Source organism: Vibrio sp. Sgm 5 (assembly GCF_026241575.1).
In the GTDB taxonomy this organism is placed as follows: Bacteria; Pseudomonadota; Gammaproteobacteria; order Enterobacterales; family Vibrionaceae; genus Vibrio; species Vibrio jasicida.
Genome location: NZ_JAPHPY010000002.1, coordinates 23,296 through 38,941 on the forward strand (window position 1 = coordinate 23,296; position 15,646 = coordinate 38,941).

Here is a 15,646-nt window from a genome sequence, read left to right on the forward strand (position 1 = left end):
TTCGCAGTTATTTGTTTTGCGCGCGTTCGTAAGATTCTAGGATTTCTGCTTTTGCTGCGGCCACATCTGCCCAGCCATCAACTTTCACCCACTTACCAGCTTCCAGCTCTTTATAGCGCTCAAAGAATTGTGTTATTTGTGCCTTCAATAGTTCCGGGATGTCACCGACATCTTGAATGCCCTCGTACTCCTTTGAGATTTTAGAGTGCGGGACAGCGAAGACTTTTGCGTCTTCACCTGACTCATCCGTCATCTTCAATACGCCAACTGGGCGACAACGAATCACAGAACCTGGCATCAGTGGGTAAGGAGTCGGAACCAGTACGTCTACTGGGTCGCCGTCTAGAGAAAGGGTGTCGTTCACGTAACCATAGTTGCAAGGGTAAAACATAGGTGCAGACATGAAACGATCAACGAATACAGCACCAGTGTCTTTATCTACTTCGTATTTGATTGGATCGGCGTTAGCAGGGATTTCGATCACGACATAGATATCGTCAGGCAATGATTTACCCGCTGGTACGTTGTTTAAGCTCATTTGAATAGTCCTTTTCAGTGAGGATGAGTCAGGCTCATCTTACGATTGATTCGTTACTCACTTTAGCGACAAAAACGCGGCAGGTAAACACCCGCCGCGTTGGACAAAGGTCTGAAATTATTCTTCGTCGCGATGCAGTTCAAGGAACGCTTCGACTTTGTTCACCATGTTTTTAGAACCGACAAAGAAAGGCACGCGTTGATGCAATTCTGTTGGTTTCAAATCCATGATGCGATTAACGCCGTCAGACGCTAAACCACCTGCTTGCTCAATCAAGAATGCCATTGGGTTGCACTCGTACAACAAGCGAAGTTTACCTTGAGGGTGGCTTTGCGTGCTTGGATACAAGTAGATGCCGCCTTTCAGCAAGTTGCGGTGGAAATCAGCAACCAGCGAACCGATGTAGCGAGAGGTGTATGGGCGACCATCTTCAGGTTCGTTTTCTTGGCAGTACTTAATGTACTTCTTAACGCCTTGTGGGAAGCGGATGTAGTTGCCTTCGTTGATCGAGTAAATCTTGCCATCTTCAGGGATCATCATGTTTTCATGAGAAAGACAGAAGCTGCCTATCGATGGGTCATAAGTGAAGCCGTTTACGCCATTACCTGTGGTGTAAACCAGCATGGTGGATGAACCGTAAATTACGTATCCAGCTGCCACTTGCTTGTGGCCTGGTTGTAGAAAGTCTTCTTCTGTTGGTGGGGTTCCAATAGGAGAAACTCGACGGTAAATAGAGAAGATGGTCCCGACTGATACGTTCACATCAATGTTTGATGAGCCATCGAGTGGGTCCATAAGTACAACGTACTTTGCGTTTTGATTGAGTTCTTTATTGAACGCAACCGCTTCATCTTCTTCTTCACTTGCAACGCCACATACTTGGTCGCGAGCTTCGAGGGCCGCTTTGAATTTGTCATTCGCATACAGATCAAGTTTTTGTTGGTCTTCGCCCTGTACGTTTTCCGTACCTACAGCGCCAGTGATGTCACCAAGACCGGCCGCGTTGATTTCGCGGTTAACAATTTTTGCAGCTAAGCGAATAGAAGCTAAGAGAGATGAAAGATCACCGCTAGCGTGGGGGAAATCCGCTTGTTTCTCAACAATGAATTCGCCTAGGGTGCGCAGTCCTGACATGGTTTATCCTTACATTTTCATTTCGTTGGGGGTGTCGCGCAATAGAGGCATCTCTTTATGGATGTTAAACGATTGCGCTAGATGTAAGTTTATGACGCAGATCTTATTAATGGTAATGAAGTAACCGACTGAGATCGCAAATTATTTGTCTTATTGCATAAGAAGGGAATCTCTTGGTTAATGCTTGGTCAGTCAGTGCTAAGCCCTGTCAGATTTGTGAAAGAGACTGCACGAACAGGGCGAAAGGCACTCGCTTTTCTGGTAGTTATCACGATAATGAAAGGATTAAAGAACGCATTACAAGGTTAAGTTTATGCACATTCATATCTTGGGTATTTGCGGCACGTTTATGGGCGGTGCAGCAGTTTTGGCTCGTCAGTTAGGTCATAAAGTAACGGGTTCAGATGCCAATGTTTATCCACCAATGAGCACCCTGTTAGAGTCGCAAGGTATTGAAATAATTGAAGGCTTTGACCCTTCTCAGCTTGACCCTCAACCCGATCTTGTGGTGATTGGTAACGCGATGAGCCGTGGTAACCCATGTGTTGAGCATGTATTGAACACTAACATGCGTTATACCTCTGGCCCGCAATGGTTACAGGAGTTTTTACTCCACGATCGCTGGGTACTTGCGGTTTCTGGTACTCACGGCAAAACCACCACTTCAAGTATGCTGGCTTGGATTTTAGAAGACTGCGGTTACCAGCCTGGTTTCCTCGTTGGCGGCGTATTAGGTAACTTCGGAGTGTCGGCTCGCTTGGGTGAAAGCATGTTTTTTGTCGTAGAAGCCGACGAATATGACAGTGCTTTTTTCGATAAGCGATCTAAGTTTGTTCACTACCATCCACGTACACTGATCATGAACAACCTTGAGTTTGATCATGCGGACATCTTCGACGATCTAGAGGCGATTAAACGTCAATTCCACCACTTAGTGCGCACTGTTCCGGGCAACGGCTTGATCCTTGCACCTAAGCAAGATCAGTCGCTGCAAGACGTGATCGAGCGCGGTTGTTGGACTGAAAAGCAGTTCTCAGGTGTCGACGGTGATTGGCAAGCGCACAAATTGGTTATCGATGGCTCTAAATTTGAAGTTTCATTGCAAGGTGAGAAAGTTGGCGTCGTGGATTGGGATCTTGTCGGTGACCACAACGTGGATAACGCTTTGATGGCGATTGCTGCTGCTCGCCATGTGGGTGTTGCACCAGAACTTGCATGTCAGGCTCTCGGTCGTTTTATTAACACCAAACGTCGCTTAGAACTCAAAGGCGAAGAGCAGGGCATCACAGTTTACGACGATTTTGCTCATCATCCGACGGCGATTGAACTGACATTGGGCGGTTTACGTAACAAGGTTGGCGAAAAACGTATTCTTGCCGTTTTGGAGCCACGCTCTGCGACCATGAAGCGCGGTGTTCATAAGAATACACTGGCAGCTTCATTGCACAGTGCTGATGAGGTGTTCCTCTTCCAACCAGACAACATTGATTGGTCAGTACAAGAGATTGCAGACCAGTGTAAACAACCTGCTTTTGTGGGTGCAGAGATGGACAGCTTTGTCGCTAAAATCGTAGAACGAGCACTGCCGGGTGACCAAATCCTCGTAATGAGTAACGGTGGCTTTGGTGGTATCCACGGCAAGCTTCTAGAACAACTGAAACAAAAAGCTTAATGACATTTATGCAACAAAAAGTAACCCCTAAAAAAGCCATCACATTAGCATTAACGGGCGCCTCTGGTGCCCCTTATGGTCTTCGCCTTCTTGAATGCCTAGTTGCTGCGGATTACCACGTTTACGTGTTGATCTCTTCGGCTGCTCGTGTCGTGATGGCGACCGAGCATGACCTGAAACTGCCAAGCGGCCCTGAAGCGGCGCAAAAGGCGTTAGTTGAGCATCTCAACTGCAATCCAGATAATATCACCGTTTGTGGCAAAGACGATTGGTTCTCGCCAGTGGCCTCTGGTTCGGCTGCGCCAAAGCAAATGGTGGTGTGTCCATGTTCCGCGGGCAGTGTCGCGGCCATTGCACACGGCATGTCAGATAACTTAATTGAACGTGCTGCAGACGTGGTGATGAAAGAGCGTGGGCAACTGTTACTTGTGGTGCGTGAAACGCCTTTCTCAACACTGCATCTTGAAAACATGCACAAGCTCTCGCAGATGGGCGTCACCATTATGCCGGCAGCACCGGGCTTCTATCATCAGCCTAAGAGCATTGAAGACTTGGTTGACTTTATGGTGGCAAGAATTCTCGATCACCTTGGTATTGAGCAAGGCTTGGTGCCACGTTGGGGTTATGACCAACGTTGATTGTGTAATCAATAAAAGACCTTTACAATCCATCCAACTCATCGGGGAGCAAACCCATCAGGTATTGACCTTATCAATGCCAAGGAGCGCTGAGACCTAATTGTTTAACATTGTTGAGCAGACAGGGACCCGTATTACCTGAACCAGATAATGCTGGCGTAGGAATTGAGTCTGGATATTGGAAGTCCTAAATACCGCCTCAACCCTGTGCCGCTCAATTCATGTTACTCATGCAAATGGAGAGCGAGCAGTGAAAACCACTCTTAGTCTGATTGCCCTTGCAGCCATCACTTCTACTTCAGCGTTTGCCGCTGAAAACACCCTAACTGTCTACACTTACGACTCTTTCGCTGCCGATTGGGGGCCTGGTCCTAAAGTTGAAAAAGCGTTCGAAGCCAAATGCGGTTGCGACGTTAATTTCGTTGCTCTGGATGACGGTGTTTCAATCCTTAACCGCCTTCGCTTGGAAGGAAACAATAGCAAAGCGGATATCGTGTTAGGTTTGGATAACAACCTGATGGCGGAAGCGAAAAAGACCGGGCTTCTGGCTGAGCATAATGTTGATACCTCAAAGACTACGCTACCTAATGGTTGGGACGATAAGACCTTCGTACCGTACGATTACGGCTACTTTGCGTTTGTATACAACAAGGAGAAGTTGGCGAATCCTCCAAAAAGCATGAAAGAGCTGGTGGAAGAGCGTGATGATCTGAAAGTGATTTACCAAGACCCTCGCACTTCGACGCCGGGACAAGGCTTGATGTTGTGGATGAAGTCCATCTATGGCGATGATGCGACTCAAGCGTGGAAGCAACTGGCAACGAAAACAGTTACCGTTACCAAAGGCTGGTCAGAAGCTTACTCGATGTTTTTGAACGGTGAGTCCGATCTCGTGCTGTCTTACACGACCTCTCCCGCGTACCATTTGATTGCAGAAGATGACGCGAAATACGCAAGCGCAAATTTTGCCGAAGGGCACTACATGCAAGTGGAGGTGGCGGCTAAGGTCAAAGGCTCAAAAAATTCGAAGTTAGCAGATGAGTTCATGAACTTTATTTTGAGTGATGATTTCCAATCTGCGATGCCAACAGGTAACTGGATGTACCCAGTGACTGACGTTGAATTGCCAAAAGGCTTTGAAACTCTGAGCGTGCCAAGCAAATCATTGAGCTTTAGTGCAGACGAAGTAGCGAAAATGCGCAAGACTTGGATTCGCGAATGGCAAAGCGCATTGACGTTCTAACATAGGTTCTACTTTTGAATTCTGTTCCGAAAATAGGGTTAGGGGTCGCGATGATTATCGCGACCTTTGTTATTTCTGCCCTGGGTGCTTTGATTGTCCAAGCGCCTTCACTTGATGTGTCTATGGTATGGGGAGACCCATACTATCAGCACGTCACCAAGTTCAGCTTCTACCAAGCTTTTCTTTCTACACTATTGAGTGTTGGCTTTGCTATTCCCGTTGCGCATGCGCTTTCTCGACGTGACTTCTTTGGTAAGTCTCTACTATTAAAATTGTTTGCGTCCACTTTAGTTTTGCCGGTACTGGTTGGCGTATTCGGCTTATTGGCGATTTACGGTAATAGCGGTTTGCTAGCTCAATGGCTGAAAAGTATCGATGCGGAGCTGCCGTTTTCCATCTATGGTCTGAACGGCATTTTACTTGCTCATGTATTCTTCAATATGCCCTATGCGGCTCGGCTACTTTTGCAGGCATTAGAATCTATCCCAGCAGAGCAACATAAACTGTGTGCACACCTTGGAATGAGTCATTGGGATAAATTTCGCTGGGTGGAATGGCCACGCCTAAGGCAGCAATTACCACACGTAAGTGGCTTAGTGTTTATGCTTTGCTTTACCAGTTTTGCCACCGTGATGGCGTTAGGCGGCGGACCGAAATCGACCACTATTGAGCTTGCCATTTATCAGGCAATTAAGTTCGACTTTGATCTGCAAGCCGGGGCGCTTTTGGCACTGTGGCAAATGTTGTTGTGCGGCTTGTTAGCAATTGGCGTACAAAAGTTGACGAAGCCAGTCTCAGTAAGCACTGGCAGCACATCGGTACAGCAATATTTAACGAAGGATCATGGGTGGTCAAAAGCTTGGGATAGCTTTTGGATCATAGGAGCCTTTTTACTAGTAATACCGCCACTTTTGATGGTGGTCTTCAGTGGTATCAACCAACAAGTTTGGCCGGTATTGAGTGATGAGCGTTTTTGGTCTGCACTGTTCAATTCACTCAAAGTTGCGGTACTGGCGAGTTCTCTTGCCGTGGCCGCTGGCGTATCGATTTTGCTGACTAGCCGACGTTGGCGTTTGCAGTATAAAAATACTCGCGCTGATCAACTTGAGCTTATTGGTACCATCATTTTGGTGACGCCGGGCTTAGTGATCAGTACGGGATTGTTCCTATTGCTGCGCTCATTTACCGATGTATTCAGCTTAGCGTTTTTTGTGGTTATTTTGGTTAATGGTTTGATGGCCTTGCCATATGTCATTAAGACTTTATCTCAACCTATGTTGCACATTGAGCAGCAATATCAGTATGTCTGTGCCAGTTTGGGTATGCGTGGTTGGCAACGTTTTAGAGTGGTGGAGTGGCAAGCACTGCGCAAGCCATTTGCACATGCTTTTGCTATCAGCTTTATGTTTGCGATTGGTGACTTGAGTGCGATTGCTTTGTTTGGTGGGCAAGAGTTTAGAACCTTGCCGTTGTACCTATTCCAATTGTTGGGAAGTTACCAGATGGATGCTGCGGCTGTTGTGTCGGTTACCTTGCTGTTACTCAGCGTCGGTTGTTTTGCTGTGATTGAAAAAGTATTGAAAACGAAGGAGAGAGCGTAATGTTAGTGTTGGATGATGTGCAGTACACCTATCAATGTGAACTGTTTCGTTTTAACTTAGACATTCAACGTGGGCAAATCGTATCACTGATGGGACCGAGCGGGGCTGGTAAATCAACCTTATTGGCGTTAGTTGCTGGTTTCATCAATCCAGACCAAGGCGATATTCTGGTTGATGGTGAATCTATCGTAAGTAATGAGCCGTATCAGCGTCCGTTCTCAATGTTGTTCCAAGAACATAACCTGTTTGCTCACCTGTCAGTAAGAGACAACATCGGTTTGGGCTTGCATCCGGGGTTAAAGCTTACGGCAGACCAAAAGCTTCTTGTCGAGCGAGCGGCAAGACAAGTGGGTGTAGCTGAGTATCTGGACCGCTTACCTGAACACCTTTCTGGTGGTCAGCGCCAGCGTGTGGCACTCGCACGTTGCTTTGTTCAGCCGCATCCGATGTGGCTACTCGATGAGCCTTTCTCAGCTCTCGATCCCGTGTTGCGTGAAGAGATGCTGATATTGGTTAAGCGGCTTGCTGCTGAGCGTGGCATTACCGTTTTGATGGTGACGCACCACTTAAGTGACGCCAGAGCGATTGCTAGTCATTTTGCATTTGTGGCAGGTGGTCAGGTAGAAGCGTCAGGTGAGATTGGTGAATTAACGTTATCGCACTCTAGCGATGTTTTAACCGCGTTTGTGCGAGCGGCAGGGTAGAGCGTTGTTTATATTGATGAATAAGGCGTAAGAAAAACAAAAGGTTGATGCGAGCATCAACCTTTTTCTATTTTGGGAGTTTGAATGAGTACGTTAGCCTTGTGGCTTCACTACCATCACATTGATTGGTGAGTTTTCAACAACTTTGCTTGCGACTGAGCCTAACATCACTTTATTGATCTTCGAACGTTTGTGGCTTGGCATAATGATGAGGTCTGCGCCTAAGCGCTCAGCGTAATCAAGGATGGTTGCATACGCTTTGCCTTCTGCAACGTGGACTTTGTAAATCACTTCATCATCGATGTGTTGATCGGCAAATGTTTTTAGCTGCTGCTTCACATCTTGCTTCATCTTCGCCGCCGCATCTTTCGGGAAGTAAGTCGCGACCATCGACATGTGGATACCGGGCAGTACAGTCAGTAAGTGAACTTCCGCGTTGGCTTGTTTAGCTTGCCAAACAGCCAACTCAACAGCTCGGTCAGAGAAGCCTTGGTCATTTAGATCAACCGGCACAAGAATTTGTTTATACATTCAGTGTCTCTCATCATGGCCCCTTATCCTCGGGGCCTAATCGGTTATGCGCTCAACTGTTCCTTACGAGCACGACGTTTTTGGTTCATGGCAAGTACCAGCAAGATCATTAAGCAAGGCACAAATACCCATTCTTTCATTGGGCGCTCAGCGTCTTGAACGATCCATTTGATCTCCCAGTCGAAGTCGACGCCAGACGATTCTGCCGGACTACCAAACTCGACCATGTCTACGATCATTTTGCCGTCGTTCTCGGTTAGCATTAGACCCATAGAAGAGATGCGCTCTTCAGCGGTTTTTGCTTTATCTTCGAACGGAAGACGTACCGTTTTCTCTACGTAATCACCTTCTAGGTTTTCACCTGCGACTCGTAGCTCAATGGATTCTCCTACATTTAGCCTTTCCGTGATTTGAGCTATCTCAACCCCAGGGGAAAGAACTTTCGCTGGGTACAACATGTCCCACCAAAATCCAGGGCGGAAGAATGAGAAGGTCAATACCAATAGTAAGACGGTTTCCCACCACTTATTACGTGTGAACCACCAGCCTTGTGTTGCCGCTGAGAAGATTAACATCGCAATGATTGAAGAGATCACGGTCAATGCTAAATGCCACCATGAGTCGATACCCATCAACAATAGCTGAGTATTGAAGACAAACATGAAAGGCAGGATTGCGGTTCGAATATCATAGGTAAAGCCTTGAATACCAGTCCGAATTGGATCCGACTTTGCAATCGCTGCAGCCGCAAATGCCGCTAAGCCAACAGGTGGTGTATCATCGGCCAGAATACCGAAGTAGAACACAAACAAGTGGACCGCAATCAGTGGGATGATCAAACCGTGTGCCGCACCAAGCGTTACGATAACCGGTGCCATCAAGGTTGAAACCACAATGTAGTTGGCCGTCGTTGGTAGGCCCATACCCAGAATCAAACTAATGACCGCGGTAAACAGCAACATTAGGATAATGCTACCGCCCGAGATGAACTCGACAAAGTCGGTCATGACAAGGCCAATACCAGTCAGCGTTACCACACCAACAACCGTACCGGCAGCAGCGGTTGCGACACCGATACCGATCATGTTGCGCGCACCAGATACTAAGCTTTCTGCTAGGTCAACAAAGCCGTTTTTGGTTTGTTCGACAAGATCGCCTTCTTTAGATAGCAACGCAATCAAAGGGCGTTGTGTCAGCAAGATGAAGATCATAAACACCGTTGCCCAGAATGCAGATAGACCTGGAGAGAAACGTTCCACCGTCAAACACCAAACCAGTACCGCGATAGGCAATAAAAAGTGCAAACCAGATTTAATCGTCGGACCTGGGTCTGGTACTTCAGTCAGTTCAGCATCGATTTCAATCGCCCCATCTTTTGCGTGGTTAGCGGAAATCTTTACAAGACCCACATAAGCAATTAGAAGTACGACGGTCACGATAGGGGTTGCTGCATCACCAAAGACATCTTTCGTCCAACCCACACCGTAGTAAACCAAAGCGCTGATAACACATAGGCCCAAAATCGTACCAGTGAAGGACAGCAAGCTCTGCACAAGCGTAGGGGTATGGCGACGAGGAAGCCCTGTCATACCTGCTTTACACGCTTCAAGGTGAACGATGTAAATCAGTGCAATATAAGAGATAAGCGCAGGGAGTAGAGCTGCTTTGATAACTTCAACGTAGGAGATACCAACGTATTCCACCATTAAGAATGCGGCAGCACCCATGATAGGCGGTGTCAGTTGACCGTTGGTTGATGCTGCTACTTCTACCGCACCCGCTTTCGTTCCCGGGAAGCCAACACGCTTCATGAGTGGAATCGTAAATGTACCTGTCGTTACTACGTTAGCGATGGAAGAACCTGAAACCAGACCAGACAAGCCAGAAGCGACTACCGCAGCTTTCGCAGGGCCACCTTTCATATGACCAAGTAGCGAGAACGCGACTTTAATGAAGTACGCACCTGCGCCCGCACGCTCTAGCATGGCACCAAACAGTACAAACAAGAATACGAAAGAAGTTGATACACCCAGTGCAACACCAAATACGCCTTCAGTTGTTAGCCAAAGGTGCGACATGGCTTTGTTCAAGCTCGCGCCTTTATGAGCAATCACATCTGGCATGTATGGGCCAGCAAAGGTGTAAGTTAGGAACACCGCAGCAACCACCATAAGTGGTGGACCGAGAGCTCGGCGAGTTGCTTCAAGTAGTAACGTCATACCTGTGACGGATACCACGATATCAACCGTGGTTGGGGCGCCAGAACGGCCGGCGAGTTCGGTATAGAAGATGTAAATGTAAGCCGCTGCAAAACTGCCTGCGAGTGCCAATATCCAATCAATAAGAGGGATATGATCTCGTGGAGAGTTTTTCATGGCTGGATAAGCAGTGAAAGCGAGAAAAGTAGCAAAAGTTAAATGGATTGCTCGCGCTTCAGTGTCGTTGAGTACGCCAAAATTAAAAATAAATGGTAGCGGAGACGCGTACCATAATTGAAATAGCGACCAGCACAGTGGAACGAACCATAAGATTCGACCTTGCAAGCCCATTGGGCTACGCGCACCTGTGTCTGCCTGAGCCACCATTTCTTGCACATCTTGTGACGGAGTGTTGTTCGTCGCCATGTACTTTTTCCTTATTATTGATGGTCCTGTCTGTATTGTGTATCGAGAACCGCGCTTCGCTTTAACAGTGTAGTGAATAGAGCGAAGTTTGCTTTCGAGTGAATCGCTACAGTCCTTCAACTCATTGATTTATGAGAGGAGGGCATGTGCGTTTTCTTTTTTTAGGTGTGTGAGCGCGACTTCCGAAAAAGAAATCAGCAGATTGCATAAAGCAAATTGAACAAAGCATGCTGGAAGAAGGTGTTCGACCAGCATACTCAATCAGGCAGAAAACCATCCTTCTCTGCCTGAGCTTGGAGTCAGTAGCTGCTTACTTAAGCAGACCTACTTCTTTGTAGTACTTCTCTGCACCTGGGTGAAGAGGGATTGAAAGACCAGCTTTCACCATGTCTTCTTTTTTCAGGTTTGCAAATGCAGGGTGTAGACGTTTGAATGTATCGAAGTTTTCGAACACAGCTTTAGCAACGTTGTAAGCCACGTCATCTGAAACATCAGAAGTCGTTACCATTGTTGCCGCAACACCAAAGCTGTTTACGTCTTTATCTGTACCACGGTACATACCAGCAGGCACTGTGCTGAATGCGTAGTATGGGTTGTTAGCAACGATTTTCTCGATTTCTGGACCAGTTGCAGGAACTAGCTTCGCATCACAAGAGGTTGTTGCTTCTTTGATTGAACCGTTCGGGTGGCCAACCATGTAGATAAACGCGTCGATCTTGTTATCACACAGTGCTTGAGAACGTTCTGAGCCTTTTAGTTCTGATGCAAGTTTAAAGCTGTCGTTAGTCCAGCCCATTGCATCCATCACTACGCCCATTGTCGCGCGGTCACCAGAACCAGGGTTACCGATGTTTACACGTTTACCTTTTAGGTCTTGAACGTTTTCGATACCAGAATCTGCACGTGCGATGATGTTAAAAGGTTCTGTATGAAGAGAGAACATTGCACGTAGTTTTTTGTACGGGCCTTGTTCAGCAAACTTGCTCGTACCGTTGTAGCCATGGTATTGCCAGTCCGATTGCACGATACCAAAATCTAGCTCGCCAGCACGGATAGTGTTGACGTTGTAAATTGAGCCGCCAGTCGATTCTACTGAACAACGAATGTTGTGATCTTTACGACCTTTGTTTACCAATTTACAAATAGCACCACCAGTAGGGTAGTAAACACCTGTTACTGAGCCAGTACCGATAGTAATAAACTCTTGAGCGTTAACTGCGCCTGCACCCATAACTGCTGCAGCGATTGCGCCTACTTTAAGAAGTTTGTTAAATGCCATGAATTTCCCTTCCTTATATTCATTATTAACCCAGAAATAACTGTAAATTACTTCAGGAGTTTCCTATTTGGAAACGGCATCTTTTCCAATCCAATCGTTTGAAAAAGCGAGCGAATCATAACAAAAAATTGGCAGAAAATTATCCGATTGTTAAAAGTTATAGCGAATAAGTCTAAAGCTTGCGACAGTAGGTGGGGATAAATTCGCAAGCTAATCTGTTTTATAACAGTTACTTATGCTGATTTTGTTTGAGGGTATTAAAAAAATCAATAGCGTGATAATGATCACAAATAAGGTGGGTAAAAAATAGACATTGGAATCATTTTGTTTACATAATTTATGGGCTACAAAATTCAACTAATTTCATAGCCCACAAACAGTTACTTAGCCTGTGTATTCGAAAAGCTCACACACTGATTTGAACAATTGTTCTGTTGAAACTGGCATTGTTGGGGTAATAAAGATGGTGTCATCACCTGCAACGACACCCAGAATGCCTTCTGATTTGCCTAGTGAATCAAGTAGGCGAGCAATCAATTGTGCAGCACCTGGACCAGTATGGATAACGACTAACGCAGCGTTGTGGTCAATATCCAGTACAAGTTCACGTAAAGAGCTGCTTACCGTAGGAACTCCAAGCTCTGCTGGCAGACAGTAAACCATCTCCATTTTTGCGTTACGTGTACGTACCGCACCAAATTTGGTCAGCATACGGGAGACTTTAGATTGGTTGATGCTTTCGAAACCTTGTTGTTTTAATGCATCAACGATCTCACCCTGTGAGCCAAAGCTTTCTTCTTTTAATAAGGCTTTAAAAGCGCGAACTAAGTTATCTTGTTTTTCTGAATTGCGCATAGTCGTTATGATTCTCTTATTACAGGTCAGCAATTTTGCATATTCTCGCATAGATATTCATGCAGTGCCAAAAACTCACGGCATTATGTTAATTCCATCACTGTAAACCCTAAACAGGATAGGGTTCTTTAAGTATGAAATCGTTGACCTATTTATTGCATTGAATTTCTTGTCATTTCAACAGAATAAACCAATAATCAGACCTTTGTTTGTAGCACGATAACAGCGAGTTGCGCGAGGTCGCAAAGCTGGCGTTAATTGATTGTAATCAAGTTGTGATTCCGATAGCTTTATTTCAGTTGGTTACAAAATACCCTACGAATACGTTTATAAGAGAAATACTCTCAAGGAGAACTACATGAAAGTAGCCGTTATTGGTGCCGCTGGCGGCATCGGTCAAGCTCTGGCCCTTCTACTTAAGAACCGTCTTCCTGCAGGTTCAGATTTAGCCCTATATGATATTGCTCCAGTAACTCCTGGTGTGGCTGCAGATCTTAGCCATATCCCGACACCAGTATCTATTAAAGGTTACGCTGGTGAAGATCCAACGCCTGCACTAGAAGGTGCTGACGTGGTTCTTATCTCAGCTGGTGTCGCACGTAAGCCTGGTATGGATCGTGCTGATCTATTTAATGTAAATGCTGGTATCGTTAAGTCACTAGCAGAAAAGATTGCAGTAGTATGTCCAACGGCATGCGTGGGTATTATCACTAACCCAGTGAACACCACAGTGCCAATCGCCGCGGAAGTATTAAAGAAAGCGGGTGTGTACGATAAGCGCAAACTGTTTGGTGTTACAACGCTAGACGTTATCCGCTCAGAAACCTTCGTGGCTGAACTAAAAGATAAAGATCCAGGTGACGTTCGCGTTCCTGTTATCGGTGGCCACTCTGGTGTGACTATTCTTCCTCTTCTATCTCAAGTAGAAGGTGTTGAGTTCACCGCTGAAGAAGTAGAAGCGCTAACGAAACGTATCCAAAATGCGGGTACAGAAGTTGTTGAAGCAAAAGCGGGTGGCGGTAGCGCGACTCTGTCTATGGGTCAAGCAGCATGTCGCTTCGGTCTTGCTCTAGTACGAGCACTTCAAGGTGAAGAAGGCGTAGTAGAATGTGCATACGTGGAAGGTGGCAGTGAACATGCGCCTTACTTTGCACAACCAGTTAAACTGGGTAAAGACGGCGTAGAAGAAGTACTAAGCTATGGCGCACTAAGTGACTACGAGAAGTCAGCACTTGATGGTATGTTAGAAACGCTAAATGGCGATATCAACATTGGTGTTGAATTCGCGAAATAAGCGTCTCTAAAAAGAGAAAGCTATATAAAGAAGAAAGCCGATCTTAGATCGGCTTTTTTGATCCTTTCATTTTATCTCGCGTAACAGAGTCTGAATCAAACAACTTTGTGAGGGAGAAGATGATGGAAGCCAATCGAATCCGTAAAGGTATGGTGGTGGAATGCCAACAAGGTGTCGGAACAATCTTAGTGGTTGATCAAGAGGCGGAGACAGTGCTTCTTGCCAAACAAGGTTCGGAAGAGCAGTTGGCGGTCAGTTTCGACGAAATTGAAGATAACCCACAGCTTCACGATAGCTGCGATAGATACTATTAGATAGTAGCGGTGAGAAGAATTTGAGGTACACAAAAAGGAAGAGCCATGCTCTTCCTTTTTATTGTGGGTCTATTTTATGCCGTTAACTAGTGCGGTTCACTGACATGTGAGCCAGTGTAATAAGCGCTTGCTTGTACTCTGACTCTGGCAAGATTGCGAGTTCTGCAATCGCTTTGTCTGCTTCTTCTAGTGCTTTCTGCGTTGTGTACTCAAGTGAGCCGGCTACTTTCATTACAGCAAGAATGTCATCCAAGTGATCCATTCCGTTGGCTTTTTCGATAGCCTCACGGATCATCTGTGCATTCTCTGGCGTGGTATTGCGCATGGCATGAAGTAGAGGAAGCGTTGGTTTGCCTTCAGCTAAATCATCACCAACATTCTTACCCATATCCTCACCGTCAGACGTGTAATCCATCACGTCATCGATCAGTTGGAATGCTGTACCCAAATATTTACCGTAGTTTTGGAAAGCGACTTCTACTTCTTCAGGAGCATCGTTAAGAATCGCACCAATTTGGGTTGCAGACTCAAACAAACGTGCGGTCTTAGAGTAGATGACCTGCATGTAGCTTTCTTCTGTCGTGTCAGGATCATTGCAGTTCATTAACTGCTGAACCTCACCCTCTGCGATTACATTAACTGCGTCACTCATTAGTTTAAGGATCTTCATTGATCCTAGCTCAGTCATCATTTGGAATGAGCGAGTATAAATAAAGTCCCCAACTAACACGCTAGCGGCATTACCAAACGCAGCGTTTGCTGTCGCTTTACCACGGCGCATGTCTGATTCGTCTACCACATCATCGTGCAACAGTGTTGCTGTGTGGATGAACTCGATAAACGCCGCTGCCATTGTATGGCCGTTACCTTGGTAACCAAGAGCACGTGCTGACAATATCGCCAGAAGTGGTCTTAAGCGTTTGCCTCCACCACTCACGATATAGAAACCGAGCTGGTTGATTAAAGAGACATCAGAATTTAGTTGGGCTTGAATTGTTTCATTCACTTTTGCCATGTCATCGGCAGTAAGCGCTTGGATAGTTTTAAAATCCATCGTATATCCGGCTGAAGTTAGACCCTGCAAGGCTTATTCGATTTATATAATTGTCGAATAATACACTAAAAAACGTTGATTAATACATTACTAAAGGGCATGATTGCCGCACTTTTCTTTGGCGATTAGCTTTTCGCCAATTTTTTCAAAATATGGCTTGTCATA

Annotated in this window: 14 protein-coding genes and 1 riboswitch; of the genes, 7 read left to right on the forward strand and 7 right to left on the reverse strand. The window is 46.0% G+C overall.

The features are described 5' to 3' along the window. Positions 1-7 precede the first annotated feature (7 nt). Together ppa and fbp are read right to left on the reverse strand one after the other, a co-directional pair. On the reverse strand, positions 8-538 hold the full coding sequence (gene ppa / locus OQJ86_RS01400; protein WP_038866096.1) for an inorganic diphosphatase: 531 nt from the start codon (positions 536-538) through the stop codon (positions 8-10). 117 nt (positions 539-655) lie between these two features. Then, positions 656-1,672, reverse strand: a complete 1,017-nt coding sequence (gene fbp / locus OQJ86_RS01405) for a class 1 fructose-bisphosphatase (RefSeq protein ID WP_038866098.1) — start codon at positions 1,670-1,672, stop codon at positions 656-658. Between the two features lie 313 nt (positions 1,673-1,985). Between fbp and mpl the strand changes: the two genes are divergently transcribed. The 5 genes from mpl (at position 1,986) to thiQ (ending at position 7,530) form a co-directional block, all read left to right on the forward strand. Beyond that, a complete protein-coding gene (gene mpl / locus OQJ86_RS01410) occupies positions 1,986-3,344 on the forward strand; it encodes a UDP-N-acetylmuramate:L-alanyl-gamma-D-glutamyl-meso-diaminopimelate ligase (RefSeq protein ID WP_063344065.1) in 1,359 nt (452 codons plus the stop codon). Then, positions 3,344-3,982, forward strand: a complete 639-nt coding sequence (locus OQJ86_RS01415) for a flavin prenyltransferase UbiX (protein ID WP_038866102.1) — start codon at positions 3,344-3,346, stop codon at positions 3,980-3,982. The genes mpl and OQJ86_RS01415 overlap by 1 nt, the downstream gene beginning before the upstream one ends. Positions 3,983-4,014: 32 nt before the next feature. Continuing rightward, a riboswitch (TPP riboswitch) is annotated at positions 4,015-4,164 on the forward strand. Between the two features lie 68 nt (positions 4,165-4,232). After that, positions 4,233-5,225: a thiamine ABC transporter substrate binding subunit gene (gene thiB, locus OQJ86_RS01420; RefSeq protein WP_104025959.1), complete on the forward strand. Its 993-nt coding sequence runs from the start codon at positions 4,233-4,235 to the stop codon at positions 5,223-5,225. 14 nt (positions 5,226-5,239) lie between these two features. Then, entirely contained in the window at positions 5,240-6,826 is a 1,587-nt protein-coding gene (thiP, locus tag OQJ86_RS01425) for a thiamine/thiamine pyrophosphate ABC transporter permease ThiP (protein WP_265985414.1), read from the forward strand. Then, the gene (gene thiQ / locus OQJ86_RS01430; RefSeq protein WP_045460601.1) at positions 6,826-7,530 is read left to right on the forward strand and encodes a thiamine ABC transporter ATP-binding protein; all 705 of its coding nucleotides are present in this window, start codon (positions 6,826-6,828) and stop codon (positions 7,528-7,530) included. Before thiP ends, thiQ begins: the two co-directional genes overlap by 1 nt. A gap of 93 nt (positions 7,531-7,623) precedes the next feature. On the opposite strand, the gene OQJ86_RS01435 is transcribed toward thiQ, so the two are convergent. The 4 genes from OQJ86_RS01435 to argR all read right to left on the reverse strand — a co-directional run bounded on the left by OQJ86_RS01435 (position 7,624) and on the right by argR (position 12,819). Continuing rightward, entirely contained in the window at positions 7,624-8,061 is a 438-nt protein-coding gene (locus OQJ86_RS01435; protein WP_005437370.1) for a universal stress protein, read from the reverse strand. Positions 8,062-8,105: 44 nt separating this feature from the next. Continuing rightward, positions 8,106-10,685 carry a TRAP transporter permease gene (locus OQJ86_RS01440; RefSeq protein WP_265985418.1) on the reverse strand — a complete coding sequence of 860 codons (2,580 nt, stop codon included), beginning with the start codon at positions 10,683-10,685 and terminating at the stop codon, positions 8,106-8,108. A 310-nt stretch (positions 10,686-10,995) separates the two neighbouring features. Then, positions 10,996-11,964 carry a TAXI family TRAP transporter solute-binding subunit gene (locus OQJ86_RS01445; RefSeq protein ID WP_009707802.1) on the reverse strand — a complete coding sequence of 323 codons (969 nt, stop codon included), beginning with the start codon at positions 11,962-11,964 and terminating at the stop codon, positions 10,996-10,998. A gap of 384 nt (positions 11,965-12,348) precedes the next feature. Beyond that, the gene (gene argR / locus OQJ86_RS01450; protein WP_005430583.1) at positions 12,349-12,819 is read right to left on the reverse strand and encodes a transcriptional regulator ArgR; all 471 of its coding nucleotides are present in this window, start codon (positions 12,817-12,819) and stop codon (positions 12,349-12,351) included. A gap of 358 nt (positions 12,820-13,177) precedes the next feature. On the opposite strand from argR, the gene mdh reads away from it, so the two are divergent. Both mdh and OQJ86_RS01460 read left to right on the forward strand, forming a co-directional pair. Then, positions 13,178-14,113 carry a malate dehydrogenase gene (mdh, locus tag OQJ86_RS01455; protein ID WP_038878319.1) on the forward strand — a complete coding sequence of 312 codons (936 nt, stop codon included), beginning with the start codon at positions 13,178-13,180 and terminating at the stop codon, positions 14,111-14,113. 122 nt (positions 14,114-14,235) lie between these two features. Beyond that, positions 14,236-14,427 carry a hypothetical protein gene (locus OQJ86_RS01460; protein ID WP_038866116.1) on the forward strand — a complete coding sequence of 64 codons (192 nt, stop codon included), beginning with the start codon at positions 14,236-14,238 and terminating at the stop codon, positions 14,425-14,427. Positions 14,428-14,509: 82 nt separating this feature from the next. Here the strand turns inward: OQJ86_RS01460 and ispB are convergent, their stop codons facing one another. Continuing rightward, positions 14,510-15,481: an octaprenyl diphosphate synthase gene (gene ispB / locus OQJ86_RS01465; RefSeq protein WP_038866118.1), complete on the reverse strand. Its 972-nt coding sequence runs from the start codon at positions 15,479-15,481 to the stop codon at positions 14,510-14,512. Positions 15,482-15,646: the final 165 nt, after the last annotated feature.

Coding starts and splice junctions, on each gene's coding strand:
- OQJ86_RS01445 (WP_009707802.1), bottom strand. CDS start 11,964: ATGGCATTTAACAAACTTCTTAAAGTAGGCGCAATCGCTGCAGCAGTT.
- mpl (WP_063344065.1), top strand. CDS start 1,986: ATGCACATTCATATCTTGGGTATTTGCGGCACGTTTATGGGCGGTGCA.
- fbp (WP_038866098.1), bottom strand. CDS start 1,672: ATGTCAGGACTGCGCACCCTAGGCGAATTCATTGTTGAGAAACAAGCG.
- argR (WP_005430583.1), bottom strand. CDS start 12,819: ATGCGCAATTCAGAAAAACAAGATAACTTAGTTCGCGCTTTTAAAGCC.
- mdh (WP_038878319.1), top strand. CDS start 13,178: ATGAAAGTAGCCGTTATTGGTGCCGCTGGCGGCATCGGTCAAGCTCTG.
- thiQ (WP_045460601.1), top strand. CDS start 6,826: ATGTTAGTGTTGGATGATGTGCAGTACACCTATCAATGTGAACTGTTT.
- ppa (WP_038866096.1), bottom strand. CDS start 538: ATGAGCTTAAACAACGTACCAGCGGGTAAATCATTGCCTGACGATATC.
- OQJ86_RS01440 (WP_265985418.1), bottom strand. CDS start 10,685: ATGGCGACGAACAACACTCCGTCACAAGATGTGCAAGAAATGGTGGCT.
- OQJ86_RS01415 (WP_038866102.1), top strand. CDS start 3,344: ATGACATTTATGCAACAAAAAGTAACCCCTAAAAAAGCCATCACATTA.
- ispB (WP_038866118.1), bottom strand. CDS start 15,481: ATGGATTTTAAAACTATCCAAGCGCTTACTGCCGATGACATGGCAAAA.
- OQJ86_RS01460 (WP_038866116.1), top strand. CDS start 14,236: ATGGAAGCCAATCGAATCCGTAAAGGTATGGTGGTGGAATGCCAACAA.
- OQJ86_RS01435 (WP_005437370.1), bottom strand. CDS start 8,061: ATGTATAAACAAATTCTTGTGCCGGTTGATCTAAATGACCAAGGCTTC.